Genomic DNA, 16290 nt, shown 5'->3' with positions numbered 1-16290 from the left:
CGTAGACACGCTTATATATGTGTAGACGGCAAAATTTGATCAAAACCTAAGGTTGACCTTGAAAATTGCCGAAACTAACAAGACGGGTTCGTAAGAAACCGTAGACAACAAAACGAGGTTCGATACCGGAACTCGAGAAAAGGAAGCGACGATCAAGTCCTGAGCTAACAGGGACACGAAGAGGTCGCTCTTTTTTTTTGCCAAACTCTAAGCCATGGATGTCACTCGGTGCGAACGCTGCCCGCGCCTGCGGACCTGGTGCGAACTGGTTGCTCGCGAGAAACGCGCCGCCTACGCGGAGGAAGTCTACTGGGGTTTGCCCGTGCCCAACTTTGGCCCGGACGACGCCTCGCGGCTGATTGTCGGGCTCGCGCCCGCTGCCCATGGCGCCAACCGCACCGGGCGTATGTTCACAGGCGACCGTAGCGGCGAGTGGCTCTACCGAGCATTGCACCGCGCCGGGCTGGCGAACCAACCGACTTCCCTGCACCGAGGCGATGGCTTGGGGCTACGCGATACGCTCATTACGGCGGTGTGCCACTGCGCGCCGCCAGACAACAAGCCCACTCGCGAGGAGATGGCCAACTGCTCGGACTACCTGCGGGCGGCGGTGTTGCACCCCGCTCGACGAGCGATCCTTTGCCTGGGCGGCATTGCGTGGGAATCCACGCTGCGGATTCTCGAAGTAAAGCCCCGCGCAAAATTCTCGCACGGGGCCATGGTTTCGATCGGCGATCTCGCCGTGCTGGGTTGCTACCATCCCAGCCAACAAAACACCTTTACCGGCCGCCTGACGGAGGCGATGCTTGACCAGGTGATCCAGCAGTTCGCGGCGGCATCTGGTTAATCAGATAGTCGCGCTCAATTTCGTAGCGCTTGACCACACCCTGGCGGCTAGCGATCACCTTGACCTTCGATCCAGGAGCGCCCTCGAGCAAGCGGCGCATTTCGCGATAGCCCTGCTTTTGCAGTTCCACGCCGTCCAGCGAGAGAATGTGGTCGAGCGGCTTGATGCCCGCCTTGTCCGCGGGCGACTTCGGCATAACGCGGTACACAACCACGCCCTTAAGTTCTTCGTCGTAAAGCGCGACCAAACCCAACTCGGCCTCGGCTTCGTTCTGAGCGTTCTCCTTGAACATCTCCATGAAAACGCGGCGACGACCGAGGTCAATGGTCACGTTGAAGTTGCTGAGGAAGCCAAACCCCACCGTGCCTTGGCTATCCGCCGAACCCGAAGGCTGGGCGATGATGTCCCAATAGCTCTCTTTCACCGGGACGCCGAAGATGTGCAGGTCGGCCAGGCGCGTGGTAAAGCTGGGCACTTCCCCGCTCGCGACGAACGAGGATTTCATGAAATCGGGCTTCTTTTCCTTGGGCCAAAGACCGGCGTTCTCGATTGTTTCCAGGTACGTCGTCGCGTAGAACGCGTTGCCGGTGTCAAGCGTCAGGATGAACTCTTGCTCGTCCTTGGTGTGCACGAGCAGCTCAATCGCGGTGTTGCCCATGGGCAACATCTTTTGCAAGAAAGTCTTCTTGTTGTCCGTCGGCTTCTTGGTGATATCGTAGGTTTTCGGATAGAAGTATATCTCGTTTTTTTGGAAGTTGATCTCGAAAATCTGGTCCTTAAATACGCTGAGGCCCATGATGCCGTCGCAGTGCACGCCGTACGATTCGGACATGTTTTCGCCGGGTTGCTGCACGATATCATCGTCGCACTTGATCTTCATGCCGCCGATTTCCAGGCTGCGCATCTTCACGGTTTTGGCTTGCAACTCGCCGACAAAGTCGCGCAGGGTAATGGTGCCGGTTGCCGGCCCAATGTTGTACTGATCGCCCATGACGAACGCCCCGGCGAACCCGGTATCAAACATGAACGAGCCCTTGACACCGTTCACCGTTGCGTCAATGATCATCGAGTTCTCGCCGCGCTTAAACGGCACGACGTTCACGGGTTTGGTCGCGGGCGCGGCTTGGCCCAGAATAATTCCAGCTAGAAGCGGAAGCATCATGTCACATATTCTAACGCGGAAACGGCGGTTTCGCGTCAGGCTCGACGACCAAAAAGTAGATAAAGCGGCAAAGTCACCCACTGCAATCCGGTGACGACGCAGACGGGAATGCTCGTGAGGCACAGCAACAGCACCCAGACAAATTCGCGGGAGCTGCGATCCATGAGGTCCAATACGCTCCAAACGCTGGTCGCGATAAAGCCGATCAAGGCAACGACAATCGCGGCGGTGTACTGCGGTCCGGTCATCAGTTGGTTCGTGAAGCTGGTGGCGTTGGAGATATTCGGCGAGCTGATGTAATCCGCCCCCAGCTTGATGAAGAACACCATGGTGCAGGCCGAGATCGCCGCCAACAGCCAGCCGATGGCGGGCCACGCCTTGCCCATGCGCGCAATCCAGGGGATCGTGTGCTCCGGCTTAAACTGCTCGCCCATGCGGTAGCTCGTCACCTTGAACTCGCCCTCACCATAGGGCCGTCCCGAAAGATCGGGGCGCGGCGCGGGCGTTTCGTTGCGGATGAGGGCCAGCAGGTCGCGGGTGTCAGCGTGGGTGGGGTTGAGCTCCAGCGCCTTGGTCGCCATGTCCTCGGCCTCGGCCATCGCTCCTGTTTGGTAAAGATGGGTCGCGAAATTGTAGTACGCCTTAAAGCGGGACGGCGCTAAATTGATAGCCCGTTTGAAGGAGTCGGTGGCTTCCTCGTTGCGACCAAGCTCGGCGAGCGCGATCCCCTTGAGCACGTGGGCATCAGCGTGTTGCGGAAACTGCTCCAACGCCTGATCCAGAATGCCCAATGCGTCGGTAAAACGATCGGCCCCAAGCGCATCGCCCGCTTGTTGAAGGAACTTTTCTGGTGACCCCATTGCTACTCTCTATTATAGAGTCGGCAGTTGAATTGCCGACCTAGACAAGCAAGGTGCAATTCTGTATACTAGCGAAGTCAAGGGACCCCGGCAAAACTTGCGGGGGCGGAGGCAATTTCTGAGCATGAAAATCAATGCAACATTTCTGACATCGATCGCTTCGATGGCTATCTTCGGCGCCTTCATGGCTGGCTGCGGACCCAAGGGCGAAGAAACCACCGCCTCGGGCGGCGGTACCAGCACCGCCAGCGGCGGAAGCGAAACCATGAAGCGCAAAGCCGTCACGGCGGAAGGCGTGAAGGTTGAAGGCGACGTCATCAAGATCGGCATCGTCGCTTCGTCCACCGGCGAACTCAAGCCTTGGGGCGAAGATTCGGCGCGCGGCGCGCAAATGGCGGTTGACGAAATCAACGCCGCGGGCGGCATCGGTGGCAAGAAGGTTCAAATGCTCATCGGCGACAGCCAAAGCAAGGCCGAACAAGCCAAGACCGCGGCCGAAAAGCTGCTCGGCGACGGCGTGATCGCGCTGGTTGGCGAAGTCGCTTCTGGCTTCACCATTCAAATGGCGAAGGTCGCCTACGACAAGGCCGTGCCCGTCATTAGCGTCGGTGCGACCCGCACCGACCTCACCGACGAAGGCAACCACGTGTTCCGCGTGTGCTACACCGACGACTTTCAAGGCCCGCTTATGGCTAAGTTTGCCTACGAAGAACTTGGTCTGAAGAACGTCGCCCTGATGACGGACCAAAAGCAGCCGTACAGCCAGTATCTTTCGAAGAGTTTCGGCGAAAAGTTCAAGGCGCTCGGCGGCACGATCGTCGGCGAAGAAAGCTACGAAAGCGGCCAAACCCAATTCAGCCCGCAACTCACCTCGCTCAAGGCCAAGAATCCGGACGGACTCTTCCTGAGCGGTTACTTCACCGAAGTCGGCCCGATCGCACAACAAGCGGTCCAAGCCGGCCTGAAGGTGAAGATGCTCGGCGGCGACGGTTGGGATAGCTCGCAGCTGCTAACCAGCGGCGGCGACGCGATCCTCGGCGGCTTCTTCTGCAACCACTACAACAACAAGGAAACTCGACCCGAAGTCAAGACATTCCTTGACAAGTGGAAGGCGAAGTTTGGCCAAGAGCCCGGCACCACCATGGCCGCTCTCGGCTACGATGCGATGGCCCTGACGCTCGACGCGCTGAAGCGCGCCAAGACGATGGACTCGAAGGCCCTGATCACGGCAATTGACGAAACCGTGGACTTCCCCGGCGTGAGCGGCAAGATCACTCTGAAGGGTGCCAACGGCAACCCGGAAAAGCGCGCCCTCGTGGTTGAGGTTCGCCCGATGTCGGAAGGCTTCCAAGTTTTCCGCAAGGCATACGAGCCCGGCGATCTCTAAGCAGGCGCAGACTCTGCTAACATAGAGCGTTCCCCGCCTGCGGGGGACGCTCTTTTACTCATAGTCCACCGTGCATCTACTCAATCATTTTCTCGGAGAAGTGTCGTTCCAGATTCTGCCGCAGCAGATTGTGAATGGCATCCTCAACGGGGGTATCTATGCCCTCATCGCCCTGGGCTACACCATGGTTTATGGGGTCCTCAAGCTGATCAACTTCGCTCACGGCGAAGTGTTCATGCTCGGCGGATTCATCTCGCTGTTTGTGAGCTGGCGCATGGGATATGCGCCGACCGACAACCCCACGGGATCCTCGATCTTGGCGTTGGTGCTTATGCTCCTCATCTCCATGACGCTCTGCGCGATCATCGGCGTACTCATTGAGCGTTTTGCTTATCGCCCGCTGCGAAAGCAACCGCGCATCGCGAGCCTCATCACCGCGATCGGTGTCTCGCTATTGATTCAGTACGCGGGCCAGATTTTCTTGCCCACCAGCCCGGTACCGAGCATCAACTCGCGGGTCAGCCCGTTCCAAGACAACCTGAACGTGACCTTGAAGCCAGCTTCCGGCGACCTGAATCAGGCCCTTGCCGCCCAGCAACAACTCTTCGATGCCGCTAACACCAAGTGGTTGGCGGTGAAGGCCTCCGAGCCTAACCCCTACGACCTTTCCCCCGCCGGAAAGGAAGCCAAGAAGGAGTTTCAGGCGGTCGAAACCAAGCTGAAAGATGCCGAAGCCGCAGTGAACCGCGGAAGCGTGAATGTGGGCATTCCCAAGGGACAGCTCATCATGTTCGCCACCACGCTCGTGCTGATGGCGCTCCTTTATGTGCTCGTCATGCGCACCAAGGCGGGCCGCGCGATGCGCGCAGTGTCTCACGACTTCCAAAGTGCAAGTCTCATGGGCATCAACGTGGACTCGATCATCACATTTACGTTCGTGATCGGGTCGGCGCTCGCCGGGGCCGGGGCGATGATGAACTTCACGTTCATCGGTGGCTCCTCCATCACCACGTTCTCCGGCGTCCTCCTCGGCACCAAGGCGTTTGTCGCGGCGGTGCTCGGCGGAATCGGCAACATCCCGGGCGCCGTGCTGGGCGGATTCCTGTTGGGTGTCGCCGAATCGCTCGTCACCTGGATTGGCTACAGCGGCTATAAGGACGCCGCCGCCTTTGTCATCTTAATCGCCGTGCTCATCTTTAAACCCGGCGGGTTACTCGGTTCGGCCGCGGTGGAGAAAGTCTAATGCGCGCCAACTTCCTTCCCGTTCGACTGATTTCCATCGTTCTCGGCATTGCGCTGGCGCTGGGGATTCAGGTCCTGGGCAAGTCTATGTTTGGCGGCGGCTACCTATACACGCTGCTCGCCTACTGCGGCATCTACGTGACGCTCGCCGTCAGCCTCAACCTTATCAACGGTATCACCGGTCAGTTCAGCATCGGCCACGCCGGATTCTGGATGGTCGGCGCGTACACCAGCGGCACGCTCGGGCTGCTCGTATGGCCGCACATGGCCTCGCTGCCGTTGTTCACCAAGGTCGTGCTCTCCATGCTCGCCGGAGGCATAACGTCCGCGCTGATGGGGCTGATTGTCGGCTTGCCTTCGCTGCGACTTCGTGGCGACTACCTGGCGCTGGTCACGCTCGGCTTTGGGGAAATCATCCGGATTGTCGCCCAAAACCTGGACCTTTACAACCGGTCGAGCGGCTTTAACGTGACGCCGACGACCCGCGACTACGTGTGGCTGATTTGGCTCCTCGCCTTTGTCACCATCGCGGTATGCCGCAACTTGCTGCAGAACGCGCAGGGCCTGGCGTTTATCGCCGTCCGGGAAGACGAAGTCGCGGCCAACGCGATGGGAGTCAACACCACCCGCATCAAGGTCGGCGCGTTTGTTCTCGGCTCAATGTTTGCCGGGATGGCGGGCTCCCTCTTTGCCAACTTTGATGGCTTCCTCACGCCGGATAAGTTTAAGATGGATATCAGTTTCTTGATCCTTACCATGGTGGTTTTGGGAGGCACCGGCTCGATCACAGGTTCAGTGGTCGCCGCCATTGTGCTCTACATCATTCCCGAGCAGCTCCGCAACCTCGGCCAAGTACCGGTGGGCGCGGTGCTCGGCGCGGCGCTAAGCATCGTGATCTGTGTCAGCGTGATCCGCTGGCTTATGGAGCACGTCCACGAGAAGCGCGCCCGATGGGTTGGGCTCACCGTACTCGGCGGGGTACTGCTCACCTTCATCGGCGGCAAACTCAGCATGATTCCGGCGCTCGCCAAAACGATTGACGGCAACAGCCTTCGGATGCCGATTCTCGCGATCACCCTCATCGTGGTGATGCTGCTTCGCCCGCAAGGAGTGTTCGGTCACAAGGAGTTCTCGCTCGGCCACCTCTTCGGCGGCAAGGCCGACGAGGTGGCAGCATGAACGTTCTCGAACTCCAAGCGGCCACGATCAAGTTTGGCGGTCTCACCGCGGTCAACGAGGTTTCTTTCCAGGTCAAACAGGGCGAGCTTTTCGGCCTGATCGGCCCGAACGGCGCGGGCAAAACGACCTGCTTTAACCTCGTCACCGGGATGTATCAGGCGACATCGGGCAGCGTGCTATTCGAGGACACCGCGATCAATATCAGCGCTGCGACCGGCGGTCGCCGCAAACCAAAGGCTCCCCACCAAATTGCGAAGATGGGCATTGCGCGGACGTTCCAAAACATCCGCATTTTCCCGTCGCTGTCGGTTCTCGAAAACGTGATGGTCGGCGGTTACCTGCGCAACCGCGCCAACCTGCTTCAGGCTCTTGGGCACCTGCCGAAGGCAATTCGTGAGACTGGTCGCCAACGCGAAGAAGCGATGGCGTTGCTCAAGGTGCTGAACCTTGATAACCTGGCCCACGAGCGCAGCGCGGACCTTCCCTACGGCAAACAGCGCCGCCTGGAAATCGCGCGCGCCATGGCCACTCAGCCCAAGCTTTTGCTGCTGGATGAGCCGGCCGCCGGGATGAACCCGCAGGAATCGGAAGACCTCATGCAGACAGTGCGCAAGCTGCGCGACGACTTTGCGATTACGGTGCTGCTGATTGAGCACGACATGAAGTTTGTGATGAATCTTTGTGAGCGCATCGTGGTGCTCGACCGCGGCAAGCAGATCGCCACCGGCGTGCCGGACGAAATCCGCAACGATCCGAAGGTCATTGAAGCCTACTTGGGTGAGCCTGTTTGAGCGGCACTGATCGGAACCAGGAGTACGTTCGCGAGTTCACCTACCACGCGTGGGCGAACGACCTCTGGGTGGCGGCCGCACCGAATCTGCCGTTTGCCGACCAAGCGAACGACATCCTGCGCCACATTGCGATGGCCCAAAACCGCTGGTTGGGTCGGTGCTGGAATGAGGATGAGCAGGCGCCCGAAGAGCCCGATACCGCGGCTTGGCTCAGCGCCACCAATGCCCGGTGGCGCGAGTTCATCGCCATGGCCGATATCGAGGCGTTCATCAATTGGGAGCGCGAAGGCAAGGTGATGTACCTGACGCTCGAGGATATTGTGCGGCAGCTCATCAACCACGGCAACTATCATCGAGGCGAATTGCGCGGCTTGTGCCGAGCCCACGGTGTGGAGGAATTCCCTGAAACCGACTTCGCGCGCTACGTGATGCAGATCGAAAACTAGGCGAACACGATTCGGAACGTGGTGCCGACGCCAAGCTCGGAATCAATTTCCAAGTGCGCGTTCAAAGCCTTGGCCAGTTCAAGCACGATCTTGGTGCCCCAACCAGAGCCGCTGTTGTTGCTCCACGCGCTCGCCGCGTTGCCGGCCAAAATGCGCAGCCGAATCTCTTCGGGCATGCCCGGGCCGTCGTCTTGCACTTCAATGAGCTGGTGACCATCGCGCAGGCAATGCCGCACGGTCACGGTCTTCCAAAGCGTTTCGTCCTCTTGATCGTAAGGGTTCTCGTCTTCTTCGCCGACCGCCTTAATGGCGTTGCTCACGAGGTTCTGCACCACCCGAAACACAAACATCTCGTCGTGCGGGTACGCCGCCAGTTCCTCGATCTCCTCGACCAGCTTGACGCGGTTGTTGCGCGCCATCGAGCCAAAATAGCTCACGCTGCTGCGGATGGACTCCGCCATCGGCGCGTGGATGATCACGGGCTTGAGGGCCGCCCCCGCGCTGAGGTCGCTCATCAACTGCGAATAGCGCTTGATGCGATCCACGGAGCCAGTGAGCTCGACCATGGATTCCTTGACTTGGTCCATGTTCTCCATCGCCGAGTCAGGGTTGCCGCCTTGAATGTCCTCCTTCGCGGCATCCACGCTAAAGTCGGCCAAACTCAGAACTGCGTCGAGCGTAAACGCCATGTTCTTGATGTCGTGGCCCACGCGACCCATGCCTAGGAGTTGACTGGCGCGGGTCTGCTCTTCGAGCAGTTTGGAGTTCATGAACGCCATGGTGCTAACCGCGCTGACGGTCTCCAGGACTTCGGCGTCTTGCTCATCGAATCGGCCCTCGGCCTTGTTGAGGAGCTGCACCACGCCGATCGGCGCGTCGCCCGACATCATGAGCGGCACGGTGATCATGTTTTGCGTTCGCGTACCGGCTTGCTCGTCGATTTTGCGGCGCTCTTCGTCGCCACTGCTGAACTCGCTGATGATGGTTTTGCGGTTCTGAAACGCTTCGCCCGCCTTCCCAAAGTCGTCGGGAATGCTCGAGAAGTTGATCTTGGTTTCGGAAGGCAGAACGTGCTTGAACAGCAGCTGCTTCTTCTCGGCTTCGTGCAGGTAGATCGTTCCGCTTTTGGCGCCAGCCGCCGCCATGCAAATCTCCAGCACGTCGCGGAGAGTTTCGCTCACGCTCCCGCCGCCAGTAAGTTGGCGCGTGGCGAGGTGAACTGCGGATAGCAGCGAGCCTTGGGACATCACCCTCAATGATACATCACCCTTGGACGGTGGGCGAGATTGGCCTCGCCCACCGCCAAAAGCGACTTACTTCTTGCGGGCTCGCAGAAGCAGTGCGCCGATGGCCAACGCGGCCAAGGAGCCTGGCTCGGGCACCGCGTTGATGCGGAAGTCGTCAAAGTTCATCTGCGAACCTACCGTCTTTTCCAAGCGAACCGTCAACGATTGGCCAATCAGGCTGCTCGACGTAGGAGCCGTGTAAACCACCGACAGCGGCGTGAACGTGGCGGGCGCAATGCTCGTATGATCAAATGCCGCCTCACCCAACAGGGTGCCGCCAACCATTACGAGCGAACTATTTAGGGCGCCGCCGGCCCAAAGTTGCATCTTGAACGAGCCGGCGAAAGTGTCCGAGCGTCGACCAGCCATGCAGGAAAGGGTTACTTGGTCAACCGCAAGAATCCCGATGTTGCCTTGCGCGAAAACGCTGCCGTTCGAATAACCGATTTGGGTTCCTTCGGGCGCCTCGGCCGCAAAGAATCCCCCTGTTGGGATGTTCCAAACGCCGCTGGTGCCATTTGAAGACCAGCCAGCGGGAGTGAGCGTGTTGTACAAGCCACTTCCCAGAGCCGGGGATTCAAAACCGCCGTTGATAATGCTGGCGTAAGATGCGCCCGCGAGTGACGCGACAAAAAGTAGGGTGAGACCTCTCATAGTTCAATGTCCTGAGGTTCAAACTGAACCTACCCCGCAAGTGTAACAGAAACCCCACTAACCTGCACAATAATTTTCAAACTCTTTCAAACCAGTTTTCAATAAAAACTGAAATTTCGGTAAACTGCGTTTGTATGGTCACTCCCGAAGCCGCCCCCATGACAATCGACACGATTTCCGACAAGGTCTTTGCCAACGAGCGAATCACCCCCGCCGAAGCGCGCTTCCTCTTCGACCACCCCAACCTCCTCGACCTCGCGTCTCTAGCGAATCACCGTCGCCAACAGCGCGTCCCCGGCAAGGTGGTCAGCTACATCATCGGGCGCATTCTCAACTACACCAACGTATGCTGGGTGCGATGCAAGTTCTGCGCGTTTTACCGAGTGCCCAACCACACCGAGGGATACACGCTCACCGACCAAGAAATCCTCGACAAAGTTGGCGATACCGTGAGCAAGGGCGGCATTGAGATCCTGTTCCAAGGCGGCCTCAATCCCAAGCTCAAAATTGACTATTACGAGCACGTATTCAGCCTCATCATGCGCGAGTACCCGCAGGTCATTCTGCACGCGCTAAGCCCGGCCGAGATTATCTACATCGCCCACATCAGCAAGATCACCTTACGCGAGTGCTTGGAGCGCCTCAAGGCCGCGGGCCTACACAGCATTCCGGGTGCGGGCGGCGAAATCCTCGTTGATCGCGTGCGAAAGATCATCGCGCCCTACAAGGACACCACCGACGAGTGGCTGGCTTGCATGCGCACCGCCACCGAACTTGGCATTCGCAGCACGGCGAGCATGATGTACGGCCACGTCGAGACCCTGGACGACCGCATTGAGCACCTCACGCGCATTCGCGATCTGCAAGACGAGTGCAACCCGTTCCGCGCGTTTATTGCCTGGAATTTCCAGCCTGAGGACACGCAGCTTCCCATCGCGGTGAAAGCCGATGCCTCGGACTACCTGCGAACGGTCGCCGTGGCTCGCATCTTCCTGGATAACTTCGACAACTTGCAGGTTTCGATCCTCACGCAAGGTCCGAAGATTGCGCAGCTTGCTCTTGGATATGGGGCGAACGATTTTGGGAGCATCATGATCGAAGAAAACGTGGTTTCCGCCGCGGGCAGCAAGTTCATTCTGAGTACGGAAGAGTTCGAGCGACTCATCGCCGGCGCCGGCTACGAGCCCCGTCGCCGGAATACACGGTATGAACTGATCTAGGACTTCTTTTCGGACCGGAAACCCAGCGCGAGACGTTGGAGAGAATATGATGAATGCGGCGGAGCGCCCTGCATCGCGAAACTGGATGTTGATTCCTTTTCTCGTGATGACCCTGGGGATTGGTGGCTTGGGCAGCATCTTTACGAGCCAGTCGGTGGAGACATGGTTTCCGCTGTTGACGAAGCCCAGCTGGAATCCGCCCTCATGGGTTTTCGGCCCGGTGTGGACGACTCTCTATATTTTGATGGCCGTGGCGGCGTGGCGGGTGTGGCTCCGCGGCAAGTTCTGGGGCACACCGGCGGTTCTCTTCGCAGCTAATTTACTGCTAAACCTGGCATGGTCGCTGCTCTTCTTTGGGCTTCGACAACCGGGCACAGCGTTTGCGGAGATTCTTGTTCTCCTCGTCTCCATCCTCGCGATGACGGTGAGTTTCGGCAAGATTGATCGGGTGGCGGCGTGGCTGCTCGGCCCGTACCTTGCGTGGGTGAGTTTTGCCTCCGTACTGAACTACAGCATTTGGATATTGAACCGGTCGTAACGACCGTGGTGCTAGGCTGGCGCGAGCAATCGCGCCCTTAGCCCATCAAAATTCCCGTTGCTCAGCACGGCGACGACGTCGCCCGGTTGCACCCACTGTTGCAGCTGAGCATAGATCAACTCGCCCCAGTTGCCCGCTTGCGCCTGCTCAATACTCACGTACATGCCGTGGATGCCTTGGGCCCGCAGGCTCGCCACTAGCGCGTCCATGTTCAGGCGTTCGGACTCGCTGTACCGCCACGGGCGATCGGTCGCGCCGAAGCATACGCCGGACGCGCCCGCGAAGCACTCGCTGAGTTCCTCCTGAAAAATGTTGCGCGTAGTGGTGTTGCTCCGAGGTTCGAACGCAACCCAAATCTTGCGCCCCGGATAGCTCTGCCCGAGCGCGGTAATCGTCGCCTGAATCGCGGTCGGGTGGTGGGCAAAGTCGTCCACCACGGTCGCGCCTTGAAACTCGCCGATGAGTTCCAAGCGGCGTTTCGGGGGGCGGAATGACGCGGCTCCGGCGATGACTTGCGTCAAGGTGAGTCCACACCGCAACCCGATGACGCACGCCACCAGCATGTTCACGGCGTTGTGCTCGCCGGGCATCACCAGCGGAATCTGCCCCAAAGTTTGACCCTCATGCACCAGGTCGAAACTAGTCAGCGTCACGTTGTCGGCCCGCCAAGTGCAGCCCGCCGAAAGCCCGAAGGTTTCGACCGGGCAAACCGGCTCGGCCACCACCTCGGCGACGTTCACGTCGTCGCCGTTGGCCAGCAGCACGCCGTTGCGCGGCACCAACCGAGCAAACAGCCGAAACGTCCGCTTCACGGCGTCGAGGTTCTCGAAGATGTCGGCGTGATCGAACTCGATGTTGTTGATCACCGCGATGTCGGGTCGGTAATGCAGAAACTTGCTGCGCTTATCGAAGTAAGCCGAGTCGTATTCGTCGCCTTCGGTGACGAAGTAGCCGCCCTCGGTGTTGTGCCGCGCGGGCGCGACCGGCCGACACGATTCATCGAAGTTGCCCGGCACGCCACCGATGAGGAAACCTGGCTCCAATCCGGCTTGTTCGAGCATCCAGGCCGTCATCGAGGTGGTCGTCGTTTTGCCATGGGTGCCCGCGATGACGATGCTCGTGTTACGGTCGATGAGTTTTTCGGCGACCAGCGCGGGCAACGAAATCAGGCCTTGGCGATGCTCCAGCGCGACTTCCAGCTCTTCGTTGCCGCGACTCACGGCGTTACCGACAACGACGCGGTCGGGCTGGGCGGCGAGCAGATTGGCCGGATCGAAACTCGGAAACACGTGCACGCCATGCTCGGCGAGATAGCTCTTCATTGGCTCGTAGAGATCGGCTTCGCTCCCCGAAACCAGGTTGCCCTGACGCTGGCAGGCGGCCGCCACGCCACCCATCGCGGTGCCTCCGATGCGAATGAAGAACAGCTTTTCCATGCCGCCAAAGTGTACCGAGCCGCCGCTGGCGGGTAGCGTAGAGGCATGCGCTTGATCCCCGCGCTTTTCGTTCTTATGGCCACTCCTCCCGAGCCTAACATTCCCGATCTTGTTCGCCGCGTTCAGGCGGACTCCGCCGCGCTCACCCGCAAACTCGGCTCTTCCCTTTCGTCTGGGCGCCTGAGCGGCCTCTCGGCCTACTACGCGGCGGAGAGCAAGGCGTTAGAAAAACTGGATTTCGATCGGCTATCCCGCGAGGATCAGATCGACGTGTTGCTGCTCCACAACAAGCTGAAGTCCCAGATCAGTGAACTGAAGATTGACGCCGCCGAGCGTGCGGAATTGGCGACGCACCTGCCGTTTATGGATCGGCTCTTGGCGCTCGATGAGAAGCTTCGCGAGACCATGTCTCGGCCCGACGGTCGGGCCAGCGCGGTGACCCTCGATGCGCTCGCCGATGAGGTCAGCAAGGCTCGCGAAAAGCTTGCGAAAGCCAAACTGAGCCCCGCCGCCGCGATCAAAATCGCCAATGCCGCGGACGAACTTCAGAAGTCGCTGAGCCACTGGGCCAAGTTCTACGCGGGCTACGACCCCGACTTCACGTGGTGGTGCGACAAGCCGGTTCAGGCCCTCAACGCCGCCCTGGAGAACTTCGAGCGGACCGCCCGCCAAGAGAAAGCGGGCCTCAAGGAAGGCGACACGACCACGATCATCGGCGATCCCATTGGCCGCGAAGCCCTGCTCGCCGCCTTGGAGATGGAGATGATCGACTACTCGCCGGAGGAACTCATCAAGATCGCCGAAAAAGAATTCGCTTGGTGCGAGGCCGAGATGGCAAAGGCGGCGCGCGAACTCGGATGTAAGACCAACGCCGAGGCGCTGGAGAAGGTAAAAAACCTCTACGTGAAGCCGGGCGAGCAGCCTGAGCTCATTCGCGATCTGGCGGTCGAGGCGATTGACTATTTCAAGAAGAACATGCTCCTGACGGTGCCGCCGCTGGCCGAAAGCACGTGGCGAATGAGCATGATGTCGCCGGAGCAGCAGCTTCAAAGCCCGTTCTTTTTGGGTGGCGAACTCATCCAGGTGAGCTTCCCGACGAGCACAATGGACCACGACGCCAAGCTCATGAGCCTGCGCGGCAACAACCCGCACTTCGCCCGCGCGACGGTGCATCACGAGCTGATCCCTGGCCACCACTTGCAGTTTTTCTACATGCAGCGGCACAACACGCACCGCGAAGCATTCGACACGCCGTTTTGGATCGAAGGTTGGGCGCTCTATTGGGAGTTCATGCTGTGGGATCGCGGGTTCGCCCGCAACGCCGAGGACCGCGTCGGCATGCTGTTTTGGCGCATGCACCGATGCGCTCGGATTATCTTCTCGCTGAAGTTTCACCTCGGCCAAATGACCCCGCAAGAGTGCATTGACATGCTTGTCGAGAAAGTGGGGCACGAGCGCGAGAACGCCACCGCCGAGGTGCGACGCTCGTTTTTTGGCAACTATCCCCCGCTCTACCAAGCCGCCTACATGCTCGGCGCGTTGCAGTTGCGGGCACTACGCACCGAGCTCGTAGACTCCGGTCGCATGAAGGAGATGGCGTTCCACGACGCGATCCTGATGGGCAATCAGATGCCGATTGCGATGGTGCGCGCACGGCTCAACGGCGAGAAGTTGCAGTTCGGCAAGCGCAAGCCGTGGCGCTGGTATCCGGGCCTCAACTAGCTCCGGAATACGCGCCACGAATCGCCGAGGTTCCAAACCGAGGCGGCGGGGGTGGGTTTGTCGGGTGTGCCGACCGAGCCGCCCTTGGCGGCCTGCACGAGTTCGCGCAATCCGGCGGGCCACTCGTCGCCCGGTTGCCACTCGCTCAGCGAGCGCTCGATGTACTTGGTGTCAAAGTTGGCACTGGCAAAGTCACCGAGACCCAACAGCATGAGCAGGTACTCGATGTTTGTGTGAACGCCCAGGATGTGGAAATCCTCTAGCGCCTCGGCGAGGGTTCGCATGGCCGCCTCGCGAGTCGGGCCACTGGCGATCACCTTCGCGATCATCGAGTCGTAGTACTGCGCAATCGTTTGCCCCGCGCCAAAGCCCGAATCCACGCGGATGCCCGGACCCTTAGGTTCCTGCCAGGCGAGAATCGGGCCGATGGACGGCATGAACCCGCGACCCGGGTCTTCGGCGACCACGCGCGCTTCGATCGAGTGTCCGCGAATCAGACCGCGATCCCCCGCGATCATCCCCGCCGGAATCAAGTCTGCCAACCGCTTTCCTTCCGCGATGTCCAGTTGGATGCCGACCAAGTCCAGACCCGTAATCTGCTCGGTGACAGGGTGCTCCACCTGCAAGCGGGCATTGACTTCCAAGAAATAGAACTCGCCGTCGCTGTCGTCGAGCATAAACTCGACGGTGCCCGCGCCCACGTAGTTTGCGCCTTTGGCGAGGGCGATGGCGGCCGCGCGCATGCGCTGCCAAAGTACTTCGGTCATCACCGGCGACGGCGCTTCTTCGATGACCTTTTGGTGCCGCCGCTGCAACGAGCATTCGCGCTCGTAGAGCACGGCGACTGTGCCGTGCTGGTCGGCCATCAGTTGCACCTCGATGTGGCGCGGCTTGAGCACAAGCTTTTCGACCATCATTTGGCCGTCGCCAAACCCCTTCAACGCTTCGTCGGAGCTGGTCTTGAGCTCTTGCGCAAATTGGGCGGGATCAAACACCGCGCGCATGCCGCGACCGCCACCGCCGGCGCTGGCCTTCAGCATCACCGGGAACCCGATCTCTCGCGCCGCGGCTTCGAGTTGCTCAGCGGTGGCACCCGGTTCAAAGTAGCCCGGCGTAATCGGTACTCCGTGGTCCACGGCCAGCTTTTTGGCGCTGATCTTGTCGCCGAGTTTGCGCATGGCTTCGGCGGGCGGGCCAATGAACGTGATTCCCGCCGCCGCGAGTTCATCCACAAAGTTCGCGCGCTCGCTGAGGAACCCATATCCCGGGTGAACCGCGTCGGCGCCCGTTTGCCGGCAGGCGTCAATGATCTTGTCAATCCGCAGGTAGGTTTCGCCGGCCTCATTGCCGCCCAGGGCCACCACTTGGTCCGCGCCCATCGCGTGCAATGCGCGGGCGTCGGCATCGCTAGCCACGGCCACCGTCGCGATTCCGCGGCGACGGCACGTCGCAAAAATTCGCAGCGCAATTTCGCCTCGGTTAGCAACAAGCAGTTTGCGGATGGGCACCAGAGGGTTATA

15 protein-coding genes are annotated in these 16290 nt (G+C 59.9%); 9 read left to right on the top strand and 6 right to left on the bottom strand.

Annotated features, from left to right (window positions below; translation table 11 throughout):
- Positions 1–214: 214 nt before the first annotated feature.
- The gene (locus tag JNJ45_03820) at positions 215–847 is read left to right on the top strand and encodes a uracil-DNA glycosylase (GenBank protein ID MBL8047791.1); all 633 of its coding nucleotides are present in this window, start codon (positions 215–217) and stop codon (positions 845–847) included.
- On the opposite strand, the gene JNJ45_03815 is transcribed toward JNJ45_03820, so the two are convergent.
- Positions 780–2009 carry a PDZ domain-containing protein gene (locus JNJ45_03815; GenBank protein MBL8047790.1) on the bottom strand — a complete coding sequence of 410 codons (1230 nt, stop codon included), beginning with the start codon at positions 2007–2009 and terminating at the stop codon, positions 780–782. The genes JNJ45_03820 and JNJ45_03815 overlap by 68 nt on opposite strands.
- 35 nt (positions 2010–2044) lie before the next feature.
- On the bottom strand, positions 2045–2869 hold the full coding sequence (locus tag JNJ45_03810; GenBank protein ID MBL8047789.1) for a tetratricopeptide repeat protein: 825 nt from the start codon (positions 2867–2869) through the stop codon (positions 2045–2047).
- Positions 2870–3032: 163 nt separating this feature from the next.
- On the opposite strand from JNJ45_03810, the gene JNJ45_03805 reads away from it, so the two are divergent.
- The 5 genes from JNJ45_03805 to JNJ45_03785 all read left to right on the top strand — a co-directional run bounded on the left by JNJ45_03805 (position 3033) and on the right by JNJ45_03785 (position 7914).
- On the top strand, positions 3033–4256 hold the full coding sequence (locus JNJ45_03805; GenBank protein MBL8047788.1) for an ABC transporter substrate-binding protein: 1224 nt from the start codon (positions 3033–3035) through the stop codon (positions 4254–4256).
- 70 nt (positions 4257–4326) lie between these two features.
- Positions 4327–5499 carry a branched-chain amino acid ABC transporter permease gene (locus tag JNJ45_03800; GenBank protein MBL8047787.1) on the top strand — a complete coding sequence of 391 codons (1173 nt, stop codon included), beginning with the start codon at positions 4327–4329 and terminating at the stop codon, positions 5497–5499.
- The gene (locus JNJ45_03795) at positions 5499–6677 is read left to right on the top strand and encodes a branched-chain amino acid ABC transporter permease (GenBank protein ID MBL8047786.1); all 1179 of its coding nucleotides are present in this window, start codon (positions 5499–5501) and stop codon (positions 6675–6677) included. Before JNJ45_03800 ends, JNJ45_03795 begins: the two co-directional genes overlap by 1 nt.
- Entirely contained in the window at positions 6674–7468 is a 795-nt protein-coding gene (locus JNJ45_03790; protein MBL8047785.1) for an ABC transporter ATP-binding protein, read from the top strand. Before JNJ45_03795 ends, JNJ45_03790 begins: the two co-directional genes overlap by 4 nt.
- Complete coding sequence (locus JNJ45_03785) at positions 7465–7914, top strand: hypothetical protein (GenBank protein ID MBL8047784.1); 450 nt, start codon at positions 7465–7467, stop codon at positions 7912–7914. Before JNJ45_03790 ends, JNJ45_03785 begins: the two co-directional genes overlap by 4 nt.
- Here JNJ45_03785 and JNJ45_03780 read toward each other — a convergent pair.
- Both JNJ45_03780 and JNJ45_03775 read right to left on the bottom strand, forming a co-directional pair.
- Positions 7911–9161: a sensor histidine kinase gene (locus JNJ45_03780; protein ID MBL8047783.1), complete on the bottom strand. Its 1251-nt coding sequence runs from the start codon at positions 9159–9161 to the stop codon at positions 7911–7913. The genes JNJ45_03785 and JNJ45_03780 overlap by 4 nt on opposite strands.
- Before the next feature lie 66 nt (positions 9162–9227).
- Complete coding sequence (locus JNJ45_03775; protein ID MBL8047782.1) at positions 9228–9854, bottom strand: PEP-CTERM sorting domain-containing protein; 627 nt, start codon at positions 9852–9854, stop codon at positions 9228–9230.
- Positions 9855–9988: 134 nt separating this feature from the next.
- Between JNJ45_03775 and mqnC the strand changes: the two genes are divergently transcribed.
- Entirely contained in the window at positions 9989–11074 is a 1086-nt protein-coding gene (gene mqnC / locus JNJ45_03770; GenBank protein MBL8047781.1) for a dehypoxanthine futalosine cyclase, read from the top strand.
- 85 nt (positions 11075–11159) lie between these two features.
- Entirely contained in the window at positions 11160–11612 is a 453-nt protein-coding gene (locus tag JNJ45_03765) for a tryptophan-rich sensory protein (protein MBL8047780.1), read from the top strand.
- An 11-nt stretch (positions 11613–11623) separates the two neighbouring features.
- On the opposite strand, the gene JNJ45_03760 is transcribed toward JNJ45_03765, so the two are convergent.
- Positions 11624–13048, bottom strand: a complete 1425-nt coding sequence (locus tag JNJ45_03760) for a hypothetical protein (protein MBL8047779.1) — start codon at positions 13046–13048, stop codon at positions 11624–11626.
- A 45-nt stretch (positions 13049–13093) separates the two neighbouring features.
- On the opposite strand from JNJ45_03760, the gene JNJ45_03755 reads away from it, so the two are divergent.
- On the top strand, positions 13094–14770 hold the full coding sequence (locus JNJ45_03755) for a DUF885 family protein (GenBank protein ID MBL8047778.1): 1677 nt from the start codon (positions 13094–13096) through the stop codon (positions 14768–14770).
- Here the strand turns inward: JNJ45_03755 and JNJ45_03750 are convergent.
- Positions 14767–16278, bottom strand: a complete 1512-nt coding sequence (locus tag JNJ45_03750; GenBank protein ID MBL8047777.1) for an ATP-grasp domain-containing protein — start codon at positions 16276–16278, stop codon at positions 14767–14769. The two genes, JNJ45_03755 and JNJ45_03750, sit on opposite strands and share 4 nt — an antisense overlap.
- Between the last annotated feature and the right edge of the window lie 12 nt (positions 16279–16290).

This window comes from Chthonomonas sp. (assembly GCA_016788425.1).
Lineage (GTDB): Bacteria > Armatimonadota > Fimbriimonadia > Fimbriimonadales > Fimbriimonadaceae > JAEURQ01.
Note: the sequence above shows the minus strand (reverse complement) of the source record. Positions and strands in the feature narration are given on the sequence as shown.

Coding starts and splice junctions, on each gene's coding strand:
- JNJ45_03815 (MBL8047790.1), bottom strand. CDS start 2,009: ATGATGCTTCCGCTTCTAGCTGGAATTATTCTGGGCCAAGCCGCGCCC.
- JNJ45_03755 (MBL8047778.1), top strand. CDS start 13,094: ATGCGCTTGATCCCCGCGCTTTTCGTTCTTATGGCCACTCCTCCCGAG.
- JNJ45_03760 (MBL8047779.1), bottom strand. CDS start 13,048: ATGGAAAAGCTGTTCTTCATTCGCATCGGAGGCACCGCGATGGGTGGC.
- JNJ45_03780 (MBL8047783.1), bottom strand. CDS start 9,161: ATGTCCCAAGGCTCGCTGCTATCCGCAGTTCACCTCGCCACGCGCCAA.
- JNJ45_03790 (MBL8047785.1), top strand. CDS start 6,674: ATGAACGTTCTCGAACTCCAAGCGGCCACGATCAAGTTTGGCGGTCTC.
- mqnC (MBL8047781.1), top strand. CDS start 9,989: ATGGTCACTCCCGAAGCCGCCCCCATGACAATCGACACGATTTCCGAC.
- JNJ45_03820 (MBL8047791.1), top strand. CDS start 215: ATGGATGTCACTCGGTGCGAACGCTGCCCGCGCCTGCGGACCTGGTGC.
- JNJ45_03775 (MBL8047782.1), bottom strand. CDS start 9,854: ATGAGAGGTCTCACCCTACTTTTTGTCGCGTCACTCGCGGGCGCATCT.
- JNJ45_03810 (MBL8047789.1), bottom strand. CDS start 2,869: ATGGGGTCACCAGAAAAGTTCCTTCAACAAGCGGGCGATGCGCTTGGG.
- JNJ45_03795 (MBL8047786.1), top strand. CDS start 5,499: ATGCGCGCCAACTTCCTTCCCGTTCGACTGATTTCCATCGTTCTCGGC.
- JNJ45_03805 (MBL8047788.1), top strand. CDS start 3,033: ATGGCTATCTTCGGCGCCTTCATGGCTGGCTGCGGACCCAAGGGCGAA.
- JNJ45_03765 (MBL8047780.1), top strand. CDS start 11,160: ATGTTGATTCCTTTTCTCGTGATGACCCTGGGGATTGGTGGCTTGGGC.